This window comes from Nocardioides sp. NPDC127514 (assembly GCF_040302125.1).
GTDB lineage: Bacteria > Actinomycetota > Actinomycetes > Propionibacteriales > Nocardioidaceae > Nocardioides.
In genome coordinates, this window is the sequence record NZ_JBEORF010000002.1 from 60,728 (window position 1) to 83,412 (window position 22,685).

Below are 22,685 nucleotides of genomic sequence, written 5' to 3' on the forward strand. Positions count from 1 at the left end.
AATCATGCGCATGCCTCCAGCGATGGCGAACTCGGTCAACCATCGAGGGTAGCGGCGCTGGCGCCGCACGTCGTGGAAATCAGCGATCGCGGTGGATCAGGCAAGTCCGGCGACGGCGTCCGCCAGGTCATCGACGGACCGGGCACGCTCCGGGAGGTGACCGTCGGGACCCTGGCTGAGCTGGAACCCCATGAAGGCGGCGTCGATGACGTGGGCTGCCCGTTCGGCGACGGCGGGATCCACACCGGACTTGTCCAGGTGCGCGATGAGACCGGCCATCCACAGTGCGTTGGCCTCGCGGACCGCCGAGACGTACGGCTCCCTGCCGAAGAGACCGAGCGCGGCCGCCTCCACATAGATCCAGCTGCACCGGTCGCCCTCCATCACCGACCAGAGGTCGTAGACGGCCGAACGCAGGTCCGTGGAGGGCTCGAGCGCGGCGACCCCGGCGACCGACCGCTCGTTGGATGTGCGGAGGACGTCGGCGACCAGCTGGTCCTTGGTGCCGAAGTGGTAGAGCAGGACCCGGTTGCTGGTGCCCAGCTCGGCCGCCAGCGGGCGCAGGCTCAGGCCGATCAGACCGTGCTCGTGGACGTAGTCGGTCGCCAGCTCGGCCCAGGCAGCGCGGCGTTGTGGATCTTTCGCGGGCGCGTTACCAGCGGTCGTCATGCGGCGACTGTAACAACTGGCGCAGCCATTTGTATCAGCTGCAACAAATTTGTACCACCTGCAACAATTTTGTCCTTCCAGCCCTTGACCTGGCTCTTCGCGTCGGCGCAGGATCATTTGCAATTCACCTGCGGTTGCCTGTTCGGCAACCCGACGCTGGAGGTTGCATGAGCCAGATCTACATCGACGGGCGCTGGTTGCCTGCGCAGTCGGGCGAGCAGCGGGAGATCCGCTGTCCGGCAGACGGTGCGGTCGTCGGAACCGTTGCGGAGGCTGGAGCGGAGGACACCCGGGCCGCGATCGCCGCGGCGCGGAACGCCTTCGACAGCGGCGGGTGGCCGGCGACGCCTGCGCGGGAACGGGGTGACCTGCTGCTGAAGGTCGCCGACCTGCTCGAGCGCGACACCGCGATCATCGCCCGGGCGGAGTCGCTCGACACCGGGAAGCGGCTGGTGGAGAGCGAGTACGACGTCGCCGACGTGGTCTCGGTGTTCCGTCACTTCGGGCATGTCGCCGCCGAGGACGCCGGCCGCGTCATCGACACCGGGAACGCCGCCGTGAAGAGCCGGATCGTGCACGAGCCGGTAGGAGTCTGCGGCCTGATCACCCCGTGGAACTACCCGCTGCTTCAGGTGGCGTGGAAGGTCGCGCCGTGCCTGGCCGCGGGCAACACGTTCGTGCTGAAGCCCAGCGAGATCACGCCGCACAGTGCGATCCACCTGATGAAGGTGCTCGAGGAGGCCGGTCTCCCGGCGGGTGTCGGCAACCTGGTGCTCGGTGAGGGGCCGACCGCTGGCGCACCGCTGTCCGAGGACCCCCGCATCGACCTGGTCTCCTTCACCGGTGGCCTCGCCACCGGCAAGCGGCTGATGGCCAACGCCGCCGCGACGGTCAAGAAGGTCGCCCTCGAGCTCGGCGGCAAGAATCCCAACATCGTGTTCGCCGACTCCGACCGCGAGACCGCGCTCGACTTCGCGCTGACCGCCGTCTTCCTGCACTCCGGCCAGGTCTGCTCCGCCGGCGCGCGGCTGATCATCGAGGAGTCGATCAAGGACAGCTTCGTCGACGAGCTCGTCGCCCGGGCCGAGCAGATCCGTCTCGGCGGCCCCTTCGACGAGGGGGCCGAGACCGGCCCGCTGACCAGCAGCGCACACCGCGACAAGGTGGAGGCGTACGTCGCGAAGGGTCTCGCCGAGGGGGCCACCCTCCGCACCGGTGGCAAGCGCCCCGACGACCCCGCGCTCGCCGACGGCTTCTACTACCTGCCGACGATCCTGGACGACTGCACCACCGACATGTCCGTCACCCAGGACGAGTCCTTCGGGCCGGTCCTGACCGTGGAGACCTTCACCGACGAGGACGACGCCGTCCGCATCGCCAACGACTCCATCTACGGCCTCGCCGGCGCGGTGTGGACCTCCGACGCCGGCCGTGCCGAGCGGGTCGCCGCGAAGCTCCGGATGGGCACGGTCTGGATCAACGACTACCACCCCTACGTCGCGCAGGCCGAGTGGGGCGGCTACAAGCAGTCCGGGATCGGGCGCGAGCTCGGCCAGGCCGGGCTGGAGGAGTACCGCGAGACCAAGCACATCTGGCACAACATCGATCCCAGCCCGCAGCACTGGTTCGCCCCGACCTCCCCGAACACCGGCACCGCCGAGGAGAAGTGAAGACGATGACCCAGACCTACGACTACGTGATCGTCGGTGGCGGCTCGGCCGGCTCCGCTCTCGCCAACCGGCTCAGCGCCGACCCGTCCACGAAGGTGCTGGTCCTCGAGGCCGGTCACAGCGACTTCAAGATCGACCCGTTCATCCACATGCCTGCCGCGCTGCCGTTCCCGATCGGCTCGAAGCTCTACGACTGGGGCTACGAGACCGACCCCGAGCCTCACCTCGGCGGCCGCAAGGTCTACCACGCCCGCGGCAAGGTGCTCGGCGGGTCGAGCTCGATCAACGGGATGATCTTCCAGCGCGGCAACCCGATGGACTACGAGCGCTGGGCGGCCGACCCTGGCATGGAGACCTGGGACTACCGCCACTGCCTGCCCTACTTCAAGCGCATGGAGAGCCGCTTTCTCGAGGACGGCACCTCCGGCGCCGACCAGTGGCGCGGTGGCTCAGGGCCGCTCCACCTCGAGCGCGGTCCCGCCTCCAACCCGCTCTTCTCGGCCTTCTTCGAGGCCGCCCAGGAGGCCGGCTACCCGCTCACCGACGACGTCAACGGCTACCGCCAGGAGGGGTTCGCCCCCTTCGACCGCAACGTGAAGGACGGCCGCCGCTGGTCGGCCGCGCGCGCCTACCTGCACCCGGTGATGAGCCGCCCCAACCTCGACGTCGAGACCTTCGCGTACGCCACCAAGATCCGTTTCGACACCTCCGGTGACGTCCCGCGGGCGACCGGTGTGGACTACGTACGCGGGGTCGGCCGGGCCCGCCGGGAGCACACCGTCAACGCCGGCGAGGTGATCTGCTGCGGCGGCGCGATCAACACGCCCCAGCTGCTCCAGCTCTCCGGCGTGGGGGAGGAGTCGCTGCTGCGGCAGCACGGGATCGACGTCGTGCACAACCTTCCCGGCGTGGGGGAGAACCTCCAGGACCACCTCGAGGTCTACATCCAGTACGCCTCCAAGCAGCCCGTCTCGATCGCGCCCGGTCTGGTGTGGCACCAGCGGCCCAAGATCGCCTGGCAGTGGCTCTTCCAGAAGAAGGGCCTGGGTGCGACCAACCACTTCGAGGGCGGCGGGTTCGCGCGCTCCAACGAGGACGTGGACTGGCCGAACCTGATGTTCCACTTCCTGCCGATCGCGATCCGCTACGACGGCTCGATGGCGCCCGGCCAGGAGAAGGGCCAGCACGGTTACCAGGTGCACATCGGCCCGATGTACGCCGACACCCGTGGCCATGTGCGGATCAAGAGCGCCGACCCGATGCAGAAGCCGTCGATGCTCTTCAACTACCTCTCCACCCCGACGGATCGCAAGGAGTGGGTGGAGGCGGTCCGGGTGGCGCGCAACATCCTCAACCAGCCTGCCTTCGCGCCGTTCAACGCCGGCGAGATGTCCCCGGGGCCGAGCGTGGAGACCGACGAGGAGATCCTCGAGTGGGTCCGCAAGGACGCCGAGACCGCGCTGCACCCGTCCTGCACGGCCGCGATGGGGACCGGCGAGATGTCGGTGACCGACCCGACCTCGATGAAGGTGCACGGCACCGAGGGGCTGCGGGTCGTGGACGCGAGCGTCTTCCCGTACGTCACCAACGGCAACATCTACGCGCCCGTGATGATGGTCGCGGAGAAGGCGGCCGACCTGATCGCCGGCAACACCCCGCTGGCGCCCTCCGATGTGCCCTACTACCGCCACCGCGACGACTCGCCGCTGTGGCCGGCCGGGGACCCGCGCAACAAGTCCTGAAACCCGATCGTGACCCAAGCCGGCGCCGGGCGGACTAGCCTGCCGGGCACCCCAACCGGAGGAGACAGCTCATGCCGGAGACAATCGACCCGTCGCGTACGCCCTTAGGCGAACCCGCCGCAGACCCAGACGAGATCCCGACGACGAAGCCGGAGCTGAACAAGACCGTCTTCTTCGGCTCCGCCGGAGTGGTGGTCGCGTTCACGCTCTTCACACTGCTCGCGCCGGACACCGCGGGCGCCGCGATCGGACACGTCGTGGGGTGGATCTCGACGTACTTCGGCTGGTGGTACTTCGCGCTCGCCGCTGCGCTGATCGCGTTCGTGCTGTTCATCTGTCTGTCCCGCTACGGGCGGGTCCGGCTCGGCCCGGAGGAGTCCCGGCCGGAGTACTCGATGTTCACCTGGACGGCGATGCTCTTCGCGGCCGGGATCGGCGCCGACCTGATGTTCTACTCGGTCGCCGAGCCCGTCTCGCAGTACCTCACCCCGCCGACCGGCGAGGGCGGCACCATCGCCGCCGCCGAGCAGGCGGTGGGCTGGACGCTGTTCCACTACGGCCTGTCCGGCTGGGCGATGTACGCCGTCATGGGCATGGCGCTGGGCTACTTCTCCTTCCGCCACGGGCTGCCGCTCTCGATCCGTTCCGCGCTCTATCCGATCTTCGGCAAGCGGGTCCACGGGCGGCTCGGCGACGGCATCGACATGGCCGCGGTGCTCGGCACCATCTTCGGCATCGCCACCTCGCTCGGCATCTCGATCGCCCTGCTCAACGCGGGTCTCAACGTCCTCTTCGACATCCCCGAGGGCCGTGCCGCCCAGGTCGGTCTGGTCGTGGTCGCGGTGCTGCTCGGCACGATCTCGGCTGTCTCCGGGGTCGACAAGGGCATCCGGCGGCTCTCCGAGCTGAACGTGCTGCTGTCCCTGGCGCTGATGCTCTACGTGCTCTTCTCCGACAACACCGCGTTCCTGCTCAACTCGCTGGTGATGAACCTCGGCGACTATCTCGTGCACCTGCCCGGGATGAGCTTCGACACGATGCCGTACGACACCGTGGAGAACCCGGACGTCGGCGTCTGGAAGAACCTGTGGACGCTCTTCTTCTGGGCGTGGTGGGTGGCCTGGTCGCCGTTCGTCGGGCTGTTCCTGGCGCGGATCTCGCGCGGGCGGACGATCCGGCAGTTCCTGGTCGGCGTGATGATGATCCCGTTCGGCTTCATCCTGCTGTGGGTCTCGATCTTCGGCAACAGCGCGCTCGGCCGTATCCGCGGCGGTGACGCCGAGTTCGGTGAGCTGACCAGCGCCAACTACGCGCAGGGCTTCTACGCCTTCCTCGACAACTACCCGGGGGCGATCGCGCTGGTCGCGCTCGCCACCATGACCGGGTTCCTCTACTACGTCACCTCGGCCGACTCGGGCGCGCTGGTGATGGGCAACTTCACCTCGCGGCTGCCGCACCCGATGGCCGACTGCTCGATCCCGGTGCGGATCTTCTGGTCGGTGGCGATCGGCGCGCTGACCCTGGCGCTGATGTTCGCGGGTGGTGATGCATGGCTGACGACCTTGACCAACGCGACGATCATCATGGGCCTACCGTTCTCGGTCGTGCTCGCCCTGGTCGCCGTGGGACTCCACCGCTCGCTACGGCTGGAGTCGTTCAAGTCCGCGAGCGCCCGCTACTCGTTCCCGGGCGCGATCTCCTCGGCCCGCCTGGCCGGGGCGGGCGAGGGCGGCGTACGTCCGTCGCTCGCGCAGCGGTTGCGCCGCTCGGTCACCTATCCCACCGCCAGGGACACCGAGCGGTTCATCGGCACGGTCGCGAAGCCGGTCCTCGACGAGGTCGCCGCCGAGCTCTGCTCGCATGGCCTGACCTCGGTGGTGACCGAGACCAAGGCCGTACGCGGCGTCTCCGGCGTCCAGATCCACACCGATCTGGAGGACGCGCCTGCGTTCGTCTACAAGGTCACCCCGCTGCCGTGCCCCGCTCCGACCTTCGCTGTCGGGCGGGTCACCGGCGACGTCTACTTCCGCGCCGAGGTACACCTCGCTGAGGGCACCCAGGGCTACGACGTCAACGGCTACTCACACGAGCAGCTGATGGGTGACGTCCTCGACCAGTACGAGCGCCACCTCTCCTACCTCCACCTCGTCCAGCAGGAGCAGCTGCCCGCCGAGGTGCCCGAGGTGCCGGCGACGGACGTCAGCGGAGCAGGTCGGTGAGGTCGATCTTGATCGGGAACGGTACCGGGACGTCGAGCCGGTCACGGAAGATCCCGATCGGGACGTAGGCGTTGGTGAGGTCGTCGCGCTCGTAGACATGGATCGCGGGCGCGCCGTCCTCGTTCTCGATGCGCCAGTAGTGGGTGATCCCCGCCTCGGCGTACTTCTGCGGCTTCACCGCCCGGTCGCGGTGCTCGGACTCCGGCGAGACCACCTCGACCACCAGGACGACAGAATCGGCATCGTAGAACGAGGCCTGGTCGGAGATCCGTGCCGTGCTCACCAGCACGTCCGGCTCCGGCCGGTTGCGCCTGTCGAGCACCACCGTCAGCTCCCGATCCACCTCGAACCCGTCCGGCGCCTGCGCCGTCAGCGCGTTGGTCAGGGCCGTGACGAGCCGACTGTGCCAGCGGCGCTGCGGTGACATATTGAAGACCAGGGCTCCGTCGATGAGTTCGGTATGACGCGGCGCCTCGACGAGCATGTCGAGGTCTTCGGAGTACCAGCCCTCCTCACGGGGAGGGTGCATCCAGTCGGGCAACGCGGTCATGCTTCGAGGATACCGCCTGTTTCTGGTGTCGGGGGTCGGGCTTTGCCGGTCTTGGTTTGGTCTCGGTTCGTCGCGTTGGAGGTGGCCGTGGTTTCGTTTCTGGGGTTCGCCGCCGACCCTTGGTTCGATTGTTTCTCGATCGCGTACCGCGTCAAGGACGGGCTTCGCCCGCCGGCTTCGCCGGTCGCCTGCGGCGATCCTTGACCCGGTACGCGATCGAGAAAGATTTGGCCTGTATCGGGTCGGCGGCGAGGGTGTGGCGCAGCGGATTCGGTTTGGGCACGGGTTTGGGGCCGTGGCTGGTCGTACGCGTCGGCGGATCGTGCTTCGTGGGTGCCTACGGCAGTGGGCGCGAACTTGTGAACCGTTCACAAGGTGGCCGTCGGCTCTGGCCGGGTCGGGTTTGGTGCCGGTCGGGTCGCGAGTTCCCCACTGATCGGGAGAGTTCCCCACGGGCGTGGAGGTTCCCCATGCTCCGGAGGGTGGGGAACCGTCGCTGCGGTGGGGAAGCGTCCCCGCGAGTGGGGAGGCGGCGCGGGTGGGGTCCAGGAAGCTGACCGGAACGCTCATGCGGGCATCGGGTCGGGCGCTTCGCCGAGAGCTGACACCGGGTCGACGGATGTAGTCGTCGGCCCGAGGGGCAGGACCCGGTGGTGTGGGTTCCTCGCCCAGTCGGTTAGGGGCGGCGGGTGAACCTGATGGTGCCGTCGGGTAGTCGCTCATGGGTATAGCCGGGTGCGTGGGCGAGGCGGTGATGGTGGGGGCACAGCAAGGCCCCGTCCTTCAGATTGGTCTTCCCGCCGGCGGCCCAGGGTTCGAGATGGTGGGCGTCGCACCATTCCGGTGGCATGTCGCAGCCTTCGGCTTGGCAGCACTTGTGCTGCAACCGCATCGCCTTGCGTTGGATGGGCTGGAAGAACCTGCTGCCCCGGCCGGCGTCGAGGACCTCACTGTCGCCACCCAGGACCCAGGGGATGATGGTCGCGTTGCACGCCATCCGGCGGGCCTCGGCCGCGGAGATGGTGGTGCCGTTGGTCTCGTCATAACCCAGGGTGGCGATCCCGAGGTCCTTGCGGAGCTCCTCCAAGGAGATCACCACGTTGATCGTCGTCGCATCTCCGCCATGCCTAGGTAGTGCGGCGGGGTCGACGGTCTCGAGCAGCCGGGCGAAGCCCTGGCCCATCAGCCGCTCCCACGGCGGCAGTGGGGCGCCCTTGGCGACGAGTTGTTGTTTGCGGGGCTGGGCCCAGGCCTCGACCAGCCGCTTGAACCGCATCCCCATCGAGGTCGGCAGGACGCCGTCGAACCCGATGGTGCCGTCGTGGTTGTCCCACACTCGTAGGGCGGTCTTCTGGTGGGCGCGTTCTTCCTCGGCGAGGAGTGCTTTGGCTTCGGCGTCTTCGAACCGGGCCGGGTCGATCTCGGCCAGGATCCGTCGTCCGACGATGCGGAGTTCGTTGGCGGTCAGGCGACCGGCGTAGTCAACGAGGAGCTTCTCGGCCAGGACCAGGTCCTCGGCGCTGGCGACCGGGTCGGTCTGGATCTTGTCGAGGGCTTGGGTGATCACCCGGGCCTTGTCCTGGGACACCACACCCTCGGCGAGACCGGTGGCGACTAGGTCGTACTTCGCAACACTGGCCGCGAGCTTGATCTGGGAGCGTGCCACGGCTTTGTCGACGAGGAGTTCGGTCCGCATCCATCCGGAGGCGTCCTTGGCACCGGTCTCCTCAGCGATGTCGCCAGCAGACGCCAGCACCCGCAGCTTCAACGCGGTTTGTTGGGCCTGGAGTTTCTCCAGCCGTTCCAGCAGGTCCTTCTTCTGGTCCGTGCGCCAGTAGGCCGGGTCGGTGGTCAGCAGGTCTTGAAGGGCGGTCTCGATGGCGGCCAGGGCAGCGTCGATCGCGTCGCCGGGGTTGGTTCCCCAGTGGTCGATCGGACGCCCGAGACTCATCGCTGCCCTCTCCTCGGAGGTGTGCTGTGATGGGTCTGATTCTACGCTCCCCACCCCTGTCTGGCCACTTATTTTCCCTGATCAGAGACCATTTTCGCGGTCAGCGAACGACCTCGTTCCTGTGGATGGTAAGTGGCCCGAAGGGCCACCCTTCCACCCCATCAACCTCACCTGTCCCAAGGAAGATTCCGCTGCGCCACACCCGGGCCGCCGCCCCGATAGCCAGCCAAAATCTTTCTCGATGGGCCCCGGTGTCAAGGACCGCGAAGCGGCCGGCGAAGCCGGCGGCCGCAGGCCGTCCTTGACTCCGGGGCCCATCGAGAAGACCCTCAAAGCAAGGGTCGGCGGCCCACGCCAACCACGAAAAGACGGACTCATCCGAAGTCGATGAGCCGCCCATCCTCATGCATGACACAACCCCGCCCAATCCACGCGACCGCATGCTCCTTGTCCCCGACAGCGATGTGCGAGTAGCTAGGCGGAACCCAGACGAGCTCATAGTCGACGTCGCCCAGCGCCGCCTCGGTAGCCCGGACAGCATCGTCGGACGGGTCGAGAGTGCGTACGGCCTGTTCGACGGAGTCGAAGTATTTTCGGCCGGCCTCGGAGAGCTCCTAGGCGCACCAAGCGCACGTGCCCAGTGTCTCGATCTGCGCGGCGGTGGCCCTGATCGGGGCGTCGAGGCCGAGGAGCTGGGGGCAGGCCCGGACATGCAGGAGACGACCCGTCGCGTGTGCGACGAAGAGGGTCTCGGGGGTGTCGGAGGGCATCTCCGGATCCTAGGGGAGGGAGGTATGCCCCGGGAGGTACCTGGGACGAATTCAGGACGTTCGGCCCCCGTGATCGCTGTGGTCCAGGTCACGTACGATCCGGGGTATGGCGCATTACCAACAGCGCGGGCACATCCCGCCCAAGCGGCACACCCAACACCGCGACGGAGAAGGGAATCTCTACTACGAAGAGCTCATGGGCGAGGAAGGGTTCTCCTCGGACTCCTCCCTGCTCTACCACCGCCACATCCCCTCGGCGGTGAAGGACGTACGCATCTGGGAGCTGCCCGACCACGGCACCACCCCCAACCATCCGCTGCGCCCGATGCACCTCGGGCTGCACGACCTCTTCCCGGGGGAGGAGTGGAAGAGCGCCGATGCGATCACGGGCCGCCGGTTGGTGCTGGGCAACGGCGACGTCCGGCTCCACTACGCGGTGGCGGGGGAGACCTCGCCGCTCTACCGCAACGCGATCGGCGACGAGTGTGTCTACGTCGAGTCCGGGACAGGTGTCGTCGAGACGGTCTTCGGCGACCTGATGGTGGGAGAGGGCGACTACGTGGTGATCCCACGCGCCACCACCCACCGCTGGGTGCCCGTCGGCGACGCTCCGCTGCGGGTCTACGCGATCGAGGCGAACTCCCACATCGCCCCGCCGAAGCGCTACCTCTCCCGGTTCGGCCAGTTCCTCGAGCACGCCCCGTACTGCGAGCGGGACCTCCGGCTCCCGACCGACCCGCAGACGGTCGACGCGAGTGAGGCCGAGGTCTACATCAAGCACCGCGGCCCCGGAGCCGGCGGCATCGCCGGCTCGGTCCACGTCCTCCCGCACCACCCGTTCGACGTCGTCGGCTGGGACGGCTGCCTCTACCCGTACGCCTTCAACATCGCCGACTACATGCCGATCACCGGCAAGGTCCACCAGCCGCCGCCGGCCCACCAGGTCTTCGAGGGCAACAACTTCGTGATCTGCAACTTCGTGCCCCGCAAGGTGGACTACCACGAGCTCGCGGTGCCGGTGCCCTACTACCACTCCAACGTCGACTCCGACGAGGTCATGTTCTACGTCGGTGGCGACTACGAGGCCCGCAAGGGCTCCGGGATCGGCATCGGCTCGATCACCCTCCACCCCGGCGGCCACGCCCACGGCCCCCAGCCCGGTGCGATGGAGCGCAGCCTGGGCGCGGAGTTCTTCGACGAGCTCGCCGTCATGGTCGACACCTTCCGACCCCTGGAGGTCGGCGAGGCCGGCGCCACGGTCGACGACGGCAAGTACGCCTGGACCTGGGCAGGGGGCCGCCAGTGAGCTCGTGGCTGGACATCAAGGACAGTCAGTTCGGCCTCGAGGCGCTTCCGTACGCCACCTTCCGCACCGCCGCGGACCCCGCGCCGCGGCTCGGGGCGCGGATCGGTGACCTGGTGCTCGACGTCGCCGCCGTCACGGGCGTCGGCGCGGGAGGACTCGATGCGCTGCTCGCCGCCGGGCCGGCCGTCTGGAAGGACGTACGCGCCGAGCTGACCCGGTTGCTCAGCGACCCGGCGAGCGAGGACCAGGTGCGACCGCACCTGATCGCGATCGAGGACGCCGACCTGCTGCTGCCGTTCACCGTGGCCGACTACGTCGACTTCTACGCCTCCGAGCACCACGCGTCCAACGTCGGGAAGATGTTCCGCCCCGACTCCGAGCCGCTGACGCCCAACTGGAAGCACCTGCCGATCGGCTACCACGGCCGCTCCGGCACGGTGGTCGTCTCCGGCACCGACGTCGTCCGGCCGACCGGGCTGCGGAAGACGCCCGACGGCATCGTCGACGGCCCCTCGATCCGGCTCGACATCGAGGCCGAGATGGGGTTCGTCGTCGGCGTCGGATCGGAGCAGGGCACTCCGGTGCCGCTGGCCGAAGCCGCCGACCACATCTTCGGGATCACGCTCCTCAACGACTGGTCCGCGCGCGACATCCAGGCATGGGAGTACGTCCCGCTGGGCCCGTTCCTCGGCAAGTCGTTCGCCACCTCGATCTCGCCGTGGGTCCTCCCGCTCGCGGCACTCGAGGCGGCCCGGGTCCGGCCCCCGGAACGAGACGTCCCGCTGGCCGGCTACCTGGACGACTCGGCGCTGGAGCCCTGGGCCCTCGACCTCGCCCTCGAGGTCCGGCTCAACGGAACCCTGGTCTCCGAGCCGCCGTACGCCACCATGTACTGGACCGCCCCGCAGATGCTCGCGCACATGACCGCCAACGGCGCCTCGCTGCGCGTCGGCGACCTGTTCGCCAGCGGCACGATCAGCGGCCCGGAGCCGGGCCAGCGCGGCTCGTTCCTCGAGCTCAGCTGGTCGGGAGCCGAGCCGTTCAAGCTCGACGACGGGTCGGTGCGTACGTTCCTGGAGGACGGCGACGAGGTCACCATCACCGCCACCGCGCCCGCGCCGGGCGGCGGCCGGATCGCCCTCGGCGAGGTCAGCGGGCGGATCCTGCCCGCGAAGGAGCGGCCGTGACTACGGTCTACGAGTTCACGCCCCGCTACCTCGAGGTCGACATGCAGGGGGTGATGTTCAACGGCTGGTACCTCACCTACGTCGATGAGGCGATGACCCACTTCATCGACACCCGCGGGGTGCCGTACAGCCGCTGGCAGGAGCTGGGCGTCGACGTCCAGCTCGCCCACGCCGACCTGGACTGGAAGGCCGGCATCGGCTTCGGCGACCGCGTCCAGGTGCCGGTGCGCACCACCCGGATCGGCACCAAGAGCTTCACGCTCGAGTTCGAGTTCCGCCGGGGCGAGGACGTCACCTGCGCCGTGTCGGTCGTCTACGTGGTCGTCGCTGCCGACGGCTCGGGGTCGACCGCCATCCCGCCGGAGATCGTCACCGCGATCAGCTAGCCGCGCAAGAACGGTCAAGCGACCTCGGGGCCGTCGGTGTGAGACTCGTCGTGTGCACGAGACAGACGAAGAGATCGCCGACCTGCAACGCCTCCTGGACGCCTCGATCGGCCGCGCGAGCGGCCATCTGACCGGCATCGTCAACGACGAACAGCGCCTGAACGCCCGTCAGCTCGTCACCGAGCTGACGGGCATGAAGGTGCTCGTGCTGGCCACCGTGACCGCCCGCGGTGAGCCGCGGACGAGCTGCGTCGACGGCCACTTCGTACACGGTCGCTGGCTGTTCGGGACCTCTCCCACCGCCATCAAGGCCAAGCACATGCTCGCCCGCCCCGCCGTCAGCGCGACCCACGTCGACGGGGAGCGCATCGGCGTCTTCACCCACGGCACCGCGCACGTGGTCTCCGAGGGGCCGGAGTTCGACGAGCACAACGCCTACTTCACCGAGTTCTACGGCTCGGACCCACAGACCTGGGAGGGTCCTGGCGTCATCTACGCCACCATCGAGCCGAGCTGGATGGTGGCGTACGCCGCCGAACCCGCCGCATTTCCGGAGCAAACGAAGACAGACTGACGTTACTGACAGAAAGGGTGAGCAGCGGGGGACATTTCTGACAGCGACGAGGCGGAGCGTGGTGGGTGTCCGACAGGAACACCAACCAAGGAGACCATCATGAAGCTCATCCGAATCGCTGCCGCCGCCCCGCTCGCCGCTGCCCTGATCGCCGGCGGTGCGCTGGCGACCTCGGCATCGGCCTCGACCGCCGAGGGCGGCTGGGAGTACACCGGCCGCGACTTCTACTGGCAGGACGACTGTGCCGCCGCCGGTGCGGAGATGCTGGAGGACGGCGACATCACCGCATGGCGCTGCGACGGCTCCGAGTCGCCGTTCGACGACTACTCGCTGTTCGTCATCTGGGCGGCTTGAGGGCTTTACTGCCTGAGTGCTTTACGGCCGAGTCGGCGCATCCGCCCCCTCTCGCTCGCTTCGCTTCGCGAGACACGGGGGCAGATGCGCCGACTCGGCCCCATGAGACAGGCTTTTCTTGATCTCGGTCTTGAGCACCTTGCCGACCTTCGAGCGCGGCAGGTCCGGCCAGACCTCGATCTGCTTGGGGGTCTTGACCGCGCCGATCCGCTCCTTGACGTACGCCTTCAGGTCGCTGACGTCGACCGAGGCGCCCGGTCGGGGCAGGATGACGGCGGTGACGCGCTCGCCCCACTTCTCGTCGGGGAGTCCGACCACCGCGCAGTCGGCGACGGCGGGGTGGGTCATCAGCGCCTGCTCGACCTCGGTGGAGTAGACGTTGAAACCACCGGTGATCACCATGTCCTTGGCGCGGTCGACGATGTGCAGGAATCCGTCCTCGTCGAGGAAGCCGATGTCGCCGGTGTGGTGCCAGCCGTGCGCGCTCGCTTCGGCGGTCGCCTCGGGGTTGTCGAGGTAGCCACGCATGACCAGGGAGCTGCGTACGACGATCTCGCCACGCTCGCCGGAACCGAGCAGCGCGCCGCGCTCGCCCATGATCGAGACCGTCACCAGAGGCGAAGGCCGACCGGCAGAGGAGAGCCGCTCGGTGGCGACCGTCCCGTCCGAGTGGAAGTGGTCGGCGGGCGCCATGGTCGCGATCATCATCGGCGCCTCGGTCTGCCCGAACAGCTGCGCCATCACCGGGCCGATCCGGGTGAGCGCCTCCTCCAGACGCGTCGCCGACATCGGTGCCGCGCCGTACCAGAAGCAGCGCAGCGACGTGAGGTCGGTCGACGGCAGCGCCTGGTGGTCCAGCACCAGGTAGATCAGCGTCGGCGGCAGGAACGTGTGGGTGATGTGGTGGTGCTCGATGTGCTCGAGGAACGCACCCACGTCCGGCGTACGCATCACCACGATCTTGCCGCCCAGGCACATCACCGGGAAGCAGAGCACCCCGGCGGCATGGGTGAGCGGCGCGAGCGCGAGATAGGTGGGACGTTCAGGCGCACCAGGCCACGGGTAGGCCATCAGCGTGATCGCCGACATCGTCTCCAGGTTGGTGCCGGTGAGCATGACGCCCTTGGGTCGCCCGGTCGTCCCGCCCGTGCCGACGACCATGGCCAGGTCGTCCTCGACCTCGACGGGCTCGAACACCTCATCGGCAGAGCCGAGGAAGTCGTCCCAGCCGATCGCCCAGTCATAGCTCGCGTCGAGGCAGACCAGGGTGGTCAGCTCCGGCAGGTCGCCGCGGATCTGGTCGACCAGGCCGGCGAAGGCCGACTGGAAGATCAGCGCCGAGCAGCCGAAGAGGTCGAGGAGCTCTCGGTTCTCCGCCGCCTCGCTGCGCGGGTTGATCGGGCACCAGACGCCCCCCGCGCGACTGATCCCGAAGACGGAGGCGAAGGCGACCGGGTCGTTGGCCGAGAGGATCGCGACCTTCGCGCCCGGGCCGACGCCGCGGGCCCGCAGGCCCGCGGCGACGCGCACCGAGAGATCGACGACCTCGGCATACGACCAGGTGTCCTCGCCGCAGACGAGACAGGGCGCGTCGCCTCCGAGTGAGGCACCCTTGTCCAGATAGTCGACGAGCCGCATCGGGCCGCCCTCAGCCGCGCTGCCGGGTCACGACCGGCTCCGAGACGAGCCCGAAGGCCTGCAGCTGGCCGAGGAGCTCGCGGTGCCCGAACGCCTGGCAGCCCGAGGCGAACCCGACCCGGCGAGGCGGCTGCTGCAGCAGCGAGTAGGCGACGTAAGCCTGCAGCAGCCCGGTCTGCTTGTAGTTCTGGTTGCCGTGGATGACGCAGTGCGCGCGCCCCAGCGGGCCGGAGGCGTGGACCGAGTCGAGCGACTTGTTGAGCCGTGGGTTCTCGCGCGGCGGCATCTGGTTCATCACCTGGGCCGCCGTGGCGGTCAGCGCCTCGTCGCGCTGCTCGGCGTCCATGTCCTTGGTCGCCTCCAGCGCAGCCGCCACGATCTGCGGCACACCGTTCATCAGCGCGGCGTTGAAGACGCCGCCCTGGGCCTTGCAGGTGGCCACCTTCGGGTCGCGGCGGTACCAGACCGGGTGCGAGGTGCCGCCCCAAGGCAGCGAGAGCGCCAGCTCGTGCTGGCCCGGCACCACCAGCGGGACCAGCCCGGCGGTGGGGTCGAACTCGACGTACGCGTTCTGCTCGAGGTAGTGAGCCTTCGAGGTTGCCGCGTTCACCAGGATCGTGCGGGTCGAGGCGATCGTGGGGGAGCCACCCCAGAAGACCGCGATGTCGAGGGTGTCGAGGCCGGGCTGCTCGAGGCAGATCTCGGCCGCGATCTCGCCGGTGGTGTACATCTGCGCGATGCCCGGCGCGAGCAGCAGGCCCTTCTCGGCGAAGCCCTCGCTGTAGGTCTCGTCGCAGGTGATCAGCCAGTCCTGCTCGCCCGTGGTGTCGGTGTAGTGGACACCGGCGGCCAGCGCGGCCTCGACGACCTGGGGGCCGTACGACGAGAACGGGCCGACGGTGTTGAGCACGACCCGCGCCCCGGTGAGCAGCTCGGTGAGCGCCTCGACGGAGTGCTCGACCTCGGCGATCTCGTAGTCGGCGGTCTCGATGCCGGGCACGTTGGCGGCCATCGAGGCGACCAGCTTGTCCTTGGAGCGGCCGGCGGCCACGAACGGCACACCGAGCTCGCGCAGGTATTCGCACACCAGCCGGCCGGTGTAGCCGGAGGCGCCGTAGACGACGACAGGCTTGTTCTCGCTCATGGTCACATCCCCATTCCGCCGTCGACCGCGAGGCCGACTCCGTTGACGAAGGCCGCCTGGTCGGAGGCCAGGAAGACGACCGCGTTGGCCATGTCCTCGACCGTGCCGAGGCGTCCCGACGGGGTCAGCTCGACGACGCCGCCGACGGCCGCCTCCGGAGACTCGAAGAGGCCGAGCTGGGCGACGTCGTTGGCCAGCCCGGCACCCATCTCGGTCGGGACCAGTCCGGGGTAGATGCAGTTGACGCGTACGCCGTAGCCGAGCTTGCCGCTCTCCATCGCCGCCACCCGGGTCAGCCGGTCGACGGCGCTCTTGGTGGCCGAGTAGACCGAGATGCCGGGGAAGGCGATGGTGGCCGCGACCGAGGCGACGTTGACGATCACGCCGCCCTTGCCGGCGGCGCCGTCGGGCCGCATCGTGCGCAGGCCGTGCTTGAGGCCGAGGGCGGTGCCGAGCACGTTGACCTCGAGCATCTTCTTCACGTCGTTCGGGTCGAGCTCGGTGACCAGGCTGGTGATCTCGACACCGGCGTTGTTGACCAGGATGTCGAGCCCGCCGAGCGCGTCGACCGCGGCGGCCGCGCCCGCCTCCCAGGAGGCGTCGTCGGTGACGTCGAGGTGCACGAAGGTGCCGCCGATGGACTCGGCCACCTTGGCGCCCTGGTCGTCCTTCACATCAGCGACGGCCACCGTGGCGCCGGCCGCTGCTAGCGCTCGGGCCATTCCCTCGCCCAAGCCTTGGGCACCGCCGGTGACGAGTGCTGTGCGTCCACTCAGATCGGTCATCTGTGACTCCTTCGTCGCTGTGATCGGGCTCACAGACAATCGCGAATCTTGACGACTGTCAAGATTTCTCTTGACGATTGACCAGAAAATGATCCGGATGGCATCGAGCGACGCACGGGAGGGGGTATCGTTGCCGCCCATGACCCAGGTCGCCGCACCCAAGTCGCCTCGCCGCACGCCTGCCGACAAGCACGACGAACGCCGCAAGGCGCTCGCCGAGTCGGCGCTGCGTACGTTGGGAGAGCTGGGCTACGCCCGCGCCAGCCTGCGGGAGATCGCCAACAACTCCGAGTTCAGCCACGGCGTCGTGCACTACTACTTCAGCGACAAGCTCGAGCTGATCGTCTACTGCGTGCGCTACTACAAGCAGACCTGCGTCCACCGCTATGACGGTGTCGTCGCCGAGGCGACCTCTCCCGATGACCTCGTCGTCCGGTTCGGCGACAAGCTGGTCGAGACGATCGTCGAGGAAGCGCCGATGCACCGGCTCTGGTACGACCTGCGCTCGCAGTCCATGTTCGAGGAGAGCCTGCGCGAGGCGGTCACCCAGATCGACCAGAGCCTGGAGGACATGATCGCGCGCGTGGTGAACCGCTACGCCGAGCTCGCCGGCACCGAGCCCGCGATCGCGGCGCCGGTCGCCTACGGGATGTTCGACGGCATCTTCCAGCAGGCGCTGCTGGGCTATCTCAACGGCCGTGACGGCGCGCTGGAGGGCCTGCGCGACCAGGTCGTCGGACTGATGCCGATGCTGCTCGCGCGCCCCGCCGAGACCACCACCAGCCATGCACCGGGAGACCTGCGATGACACCGATGATCGGCCTGCCCACCGGAGCCGAGTGGGCCTATCTGATCGGCGGCACGGCGCTGCTGCTGGTCGGGTTGGCGGTCACCGTGTGGTGGCTGTTGATGCTGGTGCAGGCCCTGCGAACACCCGACAGCGTGTGGGCCGCGGCCGGCCAGAGCAAGATCCTCTACGTCCTGCTGATGATCTTCCTCGGCTGGCTCGGGGCGCTCCTCTACGTCTTCATCGCCCGGCCCGGGCTTCGCGCCTGAGCCTCGCCCGACCATCGCGACCACGGCCGCCGCGGCGATGCGTACGCTCCCGAGCGGCTCGCGTCAGCGACGGATCGGCCGGCCGGGGTACGCCGTGGGGTCGAGGCTGCCGTCGCGCACGACGAAGGTGCCGTCGACCAGGAGGTGGACGACTCCGGCCGAGGGCCGGGTGGGGTCGAGGTAGGTCGCCTGGTCGGTGATCCGGTCGGGGGAGAGGACGACCAGGTCGGCGTCGGCGCCGGGCGCCAGGTATCCCTTGCCGCGCATCGCCGAGGTGAACGGGGCGAGCACCTGAGCCGGTAGGTAGGAGCAGCGGCGGAAGGCCTCCGGCCAGGTCCAGGCACCGGTCTCGCGGACCATACGGCGCAGCGAACGGGCGTAGGTGCCCGAGGTACGAGGGTGGGTCTGGCCGCCGAGCGGCAGCGGCCACTCCCGGGTGTCGGTGACCCCGCCGGCCCACTCCACCGGCATGGAGTCGCTGGCCACGATCGCGTCGGGGAAGGCGAGGGTGCGCTGCAGCATCGCGTTGTCGGTGGGGCAGTCCTCGTCGAGGAAGCGGACCACGCAGACGGCGCCGGGGTCCGTCGCCCGCAGCTCGGCCAGGCGCGCGACCGATGCGATCTGCTCGCCGGTGGTCACCATCGTGATCGAGGACGGAGTCAGGCCCCAGGCGCCGAGCCGCTCGGGAGCGAGGAAGAAGGCGCCGATCGCCGTGGAGCCGGCTCCGTACGGATAGGCCTCGACGGTCACGTCCGACCCGGCCGTGCGAGCGTCGTCGAGCAGGCCGAGGACGCGGTCGACGTGGCGGCGGGAGGTGCTGTTGACGTGGCAGTGGTGCATCCGCGCGCCCGTCTCGGCGGCGGCGCGGGTGATCTCCTCCGAGCCGTCGATCGGGGTGCTGGGGTCGGCCTCGACGATCTCGCGTACGTGGGTGAACGCCGCGGTGCCGCTGCGGGCAGCGAGCCGGGCGACGTCGAGGAACTCGGCGGGGTCCGAGCGTGGGGCGTAGCCCATCAGCACTCCGATCCCGAGCGCCCCCGCGGCCAGCTCGGATTCGAGCAGCTCGAGCCAGGCGTGCCGCTCCGCGGCCGAGGACGTACGCTGCCAGGCCGGGTCGCCGAGCATCGACAACGAGGCCTCCAGGTCGGCCCCCGGCGTGATGCCGAGGTGCGCGACGGCACGGGCGTCGCCCCACGAGGCAGAGAAGCCGTAGTGGAGCACCCGGCCGTCGGCCGCAGCCCGCTGGTAGGCCAGGTCGAGGGGGAGCAGCCCGGCCTCGAGGTCGAGGGTGGTGGTGACTCCGTCCATCGCCTGGAGCCGCTGGCCGGCGATCGAGTGGACGTGGCTGTGCAGGTCGACGAACCCGGGGCCGACGACCAGCCCGGTCACGTCGATGACCTCGGCGGCGGGGTCGTCGGGGACGTTCCCGACGGCCACCACGGACCCGTCGGAGACGGCCACGTCGGCCACCTGCTCTGTCCCTGCTCGAGGGTCGACGACGAGGCCACCACGGAGAATCAGCACGTCGTCATCAAACCGTCCCCGGCAACGGCGGCCATTGTCCGATCGGACAACAGCGTGCCCGGTTGACTGTCCGATGAGACGAACACGCACCCGTCGGGACTCCCTACGGTTTCGGCATGCCCCACAACCCGACCCGCCCGGACGCCGCCCGGTTCCTGCAGGAGAGCTTCGCCGACCTCGTCGCCGAGCACGGGGTGCCCGGCGCCTCGATCGCCGTCCTCGTCGGCGACGAGGTGGTCGCCGCCGCGGCCGGCACGACCAGCCTGGCCACCGGGGTCGAGGCCGACACCGAGACGGTCTTCCAGATCGGCTCGATCACCAAGGTCTGGACCGCGACGCTGGTGATGCAGCTGGTCGACGACGGTCTCCTCGATCTGGATCGGCCGGTGCGCGACTACCTGCCCGAGCTCGTCATCGGCGACCGCGAGGCCGGCGAGACGATCACGACCCGCCAGCTGCTGTGCCACACGGCCGGTTTCGAGGGTGACATCTTCACCGACACCGGGCGTGGCGAGGACGCGGTCGAACGCTACGTCGCCACTCTCACCGACCTGCCGCAGCTCTTCGCCCCCGGTGAGACGTTCTCCTACAACAACACCGGTTTCGTCGTGCTCGGGCGGCTGGTCGAGGTGCTGCGGAAGGCCCCGTTCGACCAGGTACTCCTCGATCGGATCGCGCGACCGCTCGGTCTTGCCAGCGTCTCCCCGAGTCCGTACGAGGCGATCCTGCGCCGTGCCGCCACGGGACACATGCCGGGGGCGGACGGCTCCCCGGAGGCGGCGCCGACCTGGGCGCTGGCCAGGTCCAACGCGCCGGCCGGCTCGATGCTCGCGATGACGGCAAGCGACCTGCTCGGCTTCGTCCGGATGCACCTGAACGGCGGGACCGCACCCGACGGCACCCAGGTCCTCTCGGCCAGCTCGGTCGAGGCGATGCGGGAGCGCCAGGTCGAGCTGCCGCTGCTCTCCGGGATGGGCAGCGCCTGGGGTCTGGGCTGGGAGCTCATCGACACGCCGCAGGGCACCGTCATCGCGCACGACGGCGGCACCATCGGCCAGGCCGCCTTCCTCCGCGTCGTTCCCGAGCAGGGGCTCGCCGTCGCGCTGCTCACCAACGGCGGCGAGGTCTTCGGGCTCTTCAACGCGGCGGTCGCGCGTCTGCTCGAGGACCTCGGCGGCGTACGGCTTCCTGACCGGCCCACCCCGCCGGCCGCGCCCGCGACGGTCGAGCTCGACCGGTTCGTCGGGCGCTATGCGGACACGATCTACGACATCGAGGTCACCGCCGACGGCGCCGGCGGGCTCGTCCTGGACCGCACCCCGAAGGACGTCATCGCGGAGATCGGCGAGCAGCCGATGCGGTTCTCCCTCGTCCACCTCGACGGCGACTCCTTCATCGCCGCCGAGCCCGTCCGCGGCATCCATGTCGTCTTCGCCTTCATCGGCGAGGCGGACGCCCGGGCGAAGTACGTCCACTACGGCCGCGTCGTCGCGCGCGCCGACTGACCATCCCCCCAGAACCCGTACGAAAGAGGTACGCCCCATGAACCTGCGCCGATCCCGAGCAGCCCTGGCGAGACCCGTCCTCCTGACGCTGACCCTGCCCCTGGTCGCCGCGGGCCTGGCCGCGTGCGGCTCCGGCTCGGGCAGCGGCAGTGAGTCCAAGGAGTACGTCGACGGCAAGCCGTTCACGATGGCCATCGCCTCCGATCCCGGTGCCTTGGACCCGCACGGCGGCGTGACCAGCACCCTGCTGCAGCTGAGCAGGTTCGCGTACGACTCCCTGGTCAGCGTCGACAAGGACGGTGAGGTGCGCTCGCAGCTCGCGGAGAAGTGGAGCGTGGACGGCACGACGGTCACCTTCGACATCAAGAAGGATGTGACCTGCGCGGACGGCTCGGCGTTCACCGCCCAGACCGTGGTCGACAACATCAGCTACGTCGAGGACCCGAAGAACAAGAGCCCCTACCTGGGCGTCTTCATCCCGGCCGGCGCGACCGCGAAGGCATCTGGACAGACCGTGACGGTCACCCTGGCGGCTCCGGCACCGTTCGTGCTGGCCTCCTTCGCCTACCTGCCGATGGTGTGCGACAGCGGCCTCGCCGACCGGGAGAGCCTCAAGACCGGGACCGCCGGGACGGGCCCGTACGTGCTCGAGGACGTCGTCCCCGGCGACCGCTACACCTACGAGGTCCGCAAGGACTACACCTGGGGTCCCGACGGCGCCACCACCGCAGCCACGGGCACCCCCGCTACGATCGAGGCCAAGATCGCCGCCAACAACACGACCGTGGCCAACCAGCTCCTCTCCGGCGAGCTCAACGCCGCCTCGATCACCGGTCAGGACGCTGCCCGGCTGGATGCCGCGAAGCTGAACCGCGTCGACGCACAGGCCGTCGTCGGTGAGCAGTGGTTCAACCACAACGAGGGCCACCCGACCGCCGACCCCGCGGTACGCGCCGCGCTGACCCAGGCGCTCGACCTGGCCGAGCTGCAGAAGGTGATCACCGCCGACAAGGGTGGCCCGGCCACCCAGCTCGCGGTCGTCGAGCCCGCCGGCTGCACCGGCTCCTCGGTCGAGGGCAACCTGGTCGACAACGACGCCGCTGCCGCCGAGAAGGCGCTCGAGGACGCCGGCTGGACCGCCGGGGCTGGCGGCGTCCGGACCAAGGCCGGGAAGCCGCTCGCGGTCGACTTCGTCTACGACTCCTCGCTCGGCGCGCCCGGGACCGCCGCGGCCGAGCTGGCCGTCGCTGCCTGGAAGAAGGTCGGGATCGATGCCAAGGCCACGTCCTTGGACCAGACCGCGATCCAGACCGCGATGTTCGGCACCGGTGACTGGGACGTCATCTGGGAGCCGGTCAACATCAACACCCCCGACCAGATCGTCCCGTTCCTCTCCGGTCCGGCGCCCGCCGAGAGCGGCAACAACTTCGCCGGCATCGCCAACTCCGGCTACGACGCAGCGGTGAAGACCGCCATGGCCAAGAACGGCGCCGAGGGCTGTGAGGACTGGCTGGCCGCGGAGGCGAGCCTGTTCGAGTCGTACGACGTGGTGCCGTTCGCCAACAACCTGCTGCCGTTCTTCTCCCAGGGCGCCGAGCTCGAGGTCGTCGGCGGCGTCGTGCCGACCAGCATCCGGATGCTGGGTTGAGGCAGAC

20 protein-coding genes are annotated in these 22,685 nt (G+C 69.2%); 12 read left to right on the top strand and 8 right to left on the bottom strand.

Features of this window, described 5'->3' with window-relative positions:
• Nucleotides 1–96: 96 nt before the first annotated feature.
• Nucleotides 97–669, bottom strand: coding sequence for a TetR family transcriptional regulator (locus tag ABTX24_RS01765; RefSeq protein ID WP_350836982.1), 573 nt, complete (start codon nucleotides 667–669; stop codon nucleotides 97–99).
• 167 nt (nucleotides 670–836) lie between these two features.
• On the opposite strand from ABTX24_RS01765, the gene ABTX24_RS01770 reads away from it, so the two are divergent.
• From ABTX24_RS01770 to betT, 3 genes are all read left to right on the top strand, one after another.
• A complete protein-coding gene (locus tag ABTX24_RS01770) occupies nucleotides 837–2,339 on the top strand; it encodes an aldehyde dehydrogenase family protein (protein ID WP_350836984.1) in 1,503 nt (500 codons plus the stop codon).
• A gap of 5 nt (nucleotides 2,340–2,344) precedes the next feature.
• Nucleotides 2,345–4,081, top strand: a complete 1,737-nt coding sequence (gene betA, locus ABTX24_RS01775; RefSeq protein WP_350836986.1) for a choline dehydrogenase — start codon at nucleotides 2,345–2,347, stop codon at nucleotides 4,079–4,081.
• 71 nt (nucleotides 4,082–4,152) lie between these two features.
• Complete coding sequence (gene betT, locus ABTX24_RS01780; RefSeq protein ID WP_350836988.1) at nucleotides 4,153–6,300, top strand: choline BCCT transporter BetT; 2,148 nt, start codon at nucleotides 4,153–4,155, stop codon at nucleotides 6,298–6,300.
• Here betT and ABTX24_RS01785 read toward each other — a convergent pair.
• The 3 genes from ABTX24_RS01785 to ABTX24_RS01795 form a co-directional block, all read right to left on the bottom strand.
• Nucleotides 6,281–6,850 (bottom strand): Uma2 family endonuclease, encoded by a 570-nt coding sequence (locus ABTX24_RS01785; RefSeq protein ID WP_160024038.1) that lies wholly within the window; start codon nucleotides 6,848–6,850, stop codon nucleotides 6,281–6,283. The genes betT and ABTX24_RS01785 overlap by 20 nt on opposite strands.
• A gap of 676 nt (nucleotides 6,851–7,526) precedes the next feature.
• Entirely contained in the window at nucleotides 7,527–8,801 is a 1,275-nt protein-coding gene (locus tag ABTX24_RS01790; protein ID WP_160024037.1) for an HNH endonuclease signature motif containing protein, read from the bottom strand.
• Nucleotides 8,802–9,415: 614 nt separating this feature from the next.
• Nucleotides 9,416–9,571, bottom strand: coding sequence for a hypothetical protein (locus ABTX24_RS01795; protein ID WP_350836990.1), 156 nt, complete (start codon nucleotides 9,569–9,571; stop codon nucleotides 9,416–9,418).
• A gap of 106 nt (nucleotides 9,572–9,677) precedes the next feature.
• Between ABTX24_RS01795 and ABTX24_RS01800 the strand changes: the two genes are divergently transcribed.
• From ABTX24_RS01800 to ABTX24_RS01820, 5 genes are all read left to right on the top strand, one after another.
• Complete coding sequence (locus tag ABTX24_RS01800) at nucleotides 9,678–10,877, top strand: homogentisate 1,2-dioxygenase (RefSeq protein ID WP_350836992.1); 1,200 nt, start codon at nucleotides 9,678–9,680, stop codon at nucleotides 10,875–10,877.
• A complete protein-coding gene (gene fahA, locus ABTX24_RS01805; protein WP_350836994.1) occupies nucleotides 10,874–12,064 on the top strand; it encodes a fumarylacetoacetase in 1,191 nt (396 codons plus the stop codon). The genes ABTX24_RS01800 and fahA overlap by 4 nt, the downstream gene beginning before the upstream one ends.
• A complete protein-coding gene (locus ABTX24_RS01810) occupies nucleotides 12,061–12,450 on the top strand; it encodes an acyl-CoA thioesterase (RefSeq protein ID WP_350836996.1) in 390 nt (129 codons plus the stop codon). The genes fahA and ABTX24_RS01810 overlap by 4 nt, the downstream gene beginning before the upstream one ends.
• A gap of 52 nt (nucleotides 12,451–12,502) precedes the next feature.
• Nucleotides 12,503–13,024, top strand: a complete 522-nt coding sequence (locus ABTX24_RS01815; RefSeq protein ID WP_350836998.1) for a pyridoxamine 5'-phosphate oxidase family protein — start codon at nucleotides 12,503–12,505, stop codon at nucleotides 13,022–13,024.
• Nucleotides 13,025–13,123: 99 nt separating this feature from the next.
• Nucleotides 13,124–13,378, top strand: a complete 255-nt coding sequence (locus ABTX24_RS01820) for a hypothetical protein (RefSeq protein WP_350717129.1) — start codon at nucleotides 13,124–13,126, stop codon at nucleotides 13,376–13,378.
• Nucleotides 13,379–13,399: 21 nt separating this feature from the next.
• Here the strand turns inward: ABTX24_RS01820 and ABTX24_RS01825 are convergent, their stop codons facing one another.
• The 3 genes from ABTX24_RS01825 to ABTX24_RS01835 are packed head-to-tail and all read right to left on the bottom strand — an operon-like array spanning nucleotide 13,400 to nucleotide 16,945.
• The gene (locus tag ABTX24_RS01825; RefSeq protein WP_350837000.1) at nucleotides 13,400–15,016 is read right to left on the bottom strand and encodes an AMP-binding protein; all 1,617 of its coding nucleotides are present in this window, start codon (nucleotides 15,014–15,016) and stop codon (nucleotides 13,400–13,402) included.
• A 10-nt stretch (nucleotides 15,017–15,026) separates the two neighbouring features.
• Nucleotides 15,027–16,160 carry a DUF5938 domain-containing protein gene (locus ABTX24_RS01830; protein WP_350837002.1) on the bottom strand — a complete coding sequence of 378 codons (1,134 nt, stop codon included), beginning with the start codon at nucleotides 16,158–16,160 and terminating at the stop codon, nucleotides 15,027–15,029.
• Nucleotides 16,161–16,162: 2 nt separating this feature from the next.
• On the bottom strand, nucleotides 16,163–16,945 hold the full coding sequence (locus ABTX24_RS01835; protein ID WP_350837004.1) for an SDR family NAD(P)-dependent oxidoreductase: 783 nt from the start codon (nucleotides 16,943–16,945) through the stop codon (nucleotides 16,163–16,165).
• A 139-nt stretch (nucleotides 16,946–17,084) separates the two neighbouring features.
• Here ABTX24_RS01835 and ABTX24_RS01840 point away from each other — a divergent pair, with 139 nt between their 5' ends.
• Nucleotides 17,085–17,753, top strand: coding sequence for a TetR/AcrR family transcriptional regulator (locus ABTX24_RS01840; RefSeq protein WP_350837006.1), 669 nt, complete (start codon nucleotides 17,085–17,087; stop codon nucleotides 17,751–17,753).
• Entirely contained in the window at nucleotides 17,750–18,001 is a 252-nt protein-coding gene (locus ABTX24_RS01845; RefSeq protein ID WP_350837008.1) for a hypothetical protein, read from the top strand. Before ABTX24_RS01840 ends, ABTX24_RS01845 begins: the two co-directional genes overlap by 4 nt.
• Nucleotides 18,002–18,064: 63 nt before the next feature.
• On the opposite strand, the gene ABTX24_RS01850 is transcribed toward ABTX24_RS01845, so the two are convergent.
• Nucleotides 18,065–19,525 (bottom strand): amidohydrolase family protein, encoded by a 1,461-nt coding sequence (locus tag ABTX24_RS01850; RefSeq protein ID WP_350837010.1) that lies wholly within the window; start codon nucleotides 19,523–19,525, stop codon nucleotides 18,065–18,067.
• A gap of 116 nt (nucleotides 19,526–19,641) precedes the next feature.
• On the opposite strand from ABTX24_RS01850, the gene ABTX24_RS01855 reads away from it, so the two are divergent.
• Together ABTX24_RS01855 and ABTX24_RS01860 are read left to right on the top strand one after the other, a co-directional pair.
• On the top strand, nucleotides 19,642–21,030 hold the full coding sequence (locus ABTX24_RS01855; protein WP_350837012.1) for a serine hydrolase: 1,389 nt from the start codon (nucleotides 19,642–19,644) through the stop codon (nucleotides 21,028–21,030).
• A 37-nt stretch (nucleotides 21,031–21,067) separates the two neighbouring features.
• On the top strand, nucleotides 21,068–22,678 hold the full coding sequence (locus ABTX24_RS01860) for an ABC transporter substrate-binding protein (RefSeq protein WP_350837014.1): 1,611 nt from the start codon (nucleotides 21,068–21,070) through the stop codon (nucleotides 22,676–22,678).
• The last annotated feature ends 7 nt before the right edge of the window (nucleotides 22,679–22,685 follow it).

Excerpts from the sequence above, each read along its gene's own strand:
- ABTX24_RS01765 (WP_350836982.1), bottom strand. The coding sequence starts at position 669 with ATGACGACCGCTGGTAACGCGCCCGCGAAAGATCCACAACGCCGCGCT.
- ABTX24_RS01770 (WP_350836984.1), top strand. The coding sequence starts at position 837 with ATGAGCCAGATCTACATCGACGGGCGCTGGTTGCCTGCGCAGTCGGGC.
- betA (WP_350836986.1), top strand. The coding sequence starts at position 2,345 with ATGACCCAGACCTACGACTACGTGATCGTCGGTGGCGGCTCGGCCGGC.
- betT (WP_350836988.1), top strand. The coding sequence starts at position 4,153 with ATGCCGGAGACAATCGACCCGTCGCGTACGCCCTTAGGCGAACCCGCC.
- ABTX24_RS01785 (WP_160024038.1), bottom strand. The coding sequence starts at position 6,850 with ATGACCGCGTTGCCCGACTGGATGCACCCTCCCCGTGAGGAGGGCTGG.
- ABTX24_RS01790 (WP_160024037.1), bottom strand. The coding sequence starts at position 8,801 with ATGAGTCTCGGGCGTCCGATCGACCACTGGGGAACCAACCCCGGCGAC.
- ABTX24_RS01795 (WP_350836990.1), bottom strand. The coding sequence starts at position 9,571 with ATGCCCTCCGACACCCCCGAGACCCTCTTCGTCGCACACGCGACGGGT.
- ABTX24_RS01800 (WP_350836992.1), top strand. The coding sequence starts at position 9,678 with ATGGCGCATTACCAACAGCGCGGGCACATCCCGCCCAAGCGGCACACC.
- ABTX24_RS01820 (WP_350717129.1), top strand. The coding sequence starts at position 13,124 with ATGAAGCTCATCCGAATCGCTGCCGCCGCCCCGCTCGCCGCTGCCCTG.
- ABTX24_RS01825 (WP_350837000.1), bottom strand. The coding sequence starts at position 15,016 with ATGCGGCTCGTCGACTATCTGGACAAGGGTGCCTCACTCGGAGGCGAC.
- ABTX24_RS01830 (WP_350837002.1), bottom strand. The coding sequence starts at position 16,160 with ATGAGCGAGAACAAGCCTGTCGTCGTCTACGGCGCCTCCGGCTACACC.
- ABTX24_RS01835 (WP_350837004.1), bottom strand. The coding sequence starts at position 16,945 with ATGACCGATCTGAGTGGACGCACAGCACTCGTCACCGGCGGTGCCCAA.
- ABTX24_RS01840 (WP_350837006.1), top strand. The coding sequence starts at position 17,085 with ATGACCCAGGTCGCCGCACCCAAGTCGCCTCGCCGCACGCCTGCCGAC.
- ABTX24_RS01845 (WP_350837008.1), top strand. The coding sequence starts at position 17,750 with ATGACACCGATGATCGGCCTGCCCACCGGAGCCGAGTGGGCCTATCTG.
- ABTX24_RS01855 (WP_350837012.1), top strand. The coding sequence starts at position 19,642 with ATGCCCCACAACCCGACCCGCCCGGACGCCGCCCGGTTCCTGCAGGAG.
- ABTX24_RS01860 (WP_350837014.1), top strand. The coding sequence starts at position 21,068 with ATGAACCTGCGCCGATCCCGAGCAGCCCTGGCGAGACCCGTCCTCCTG.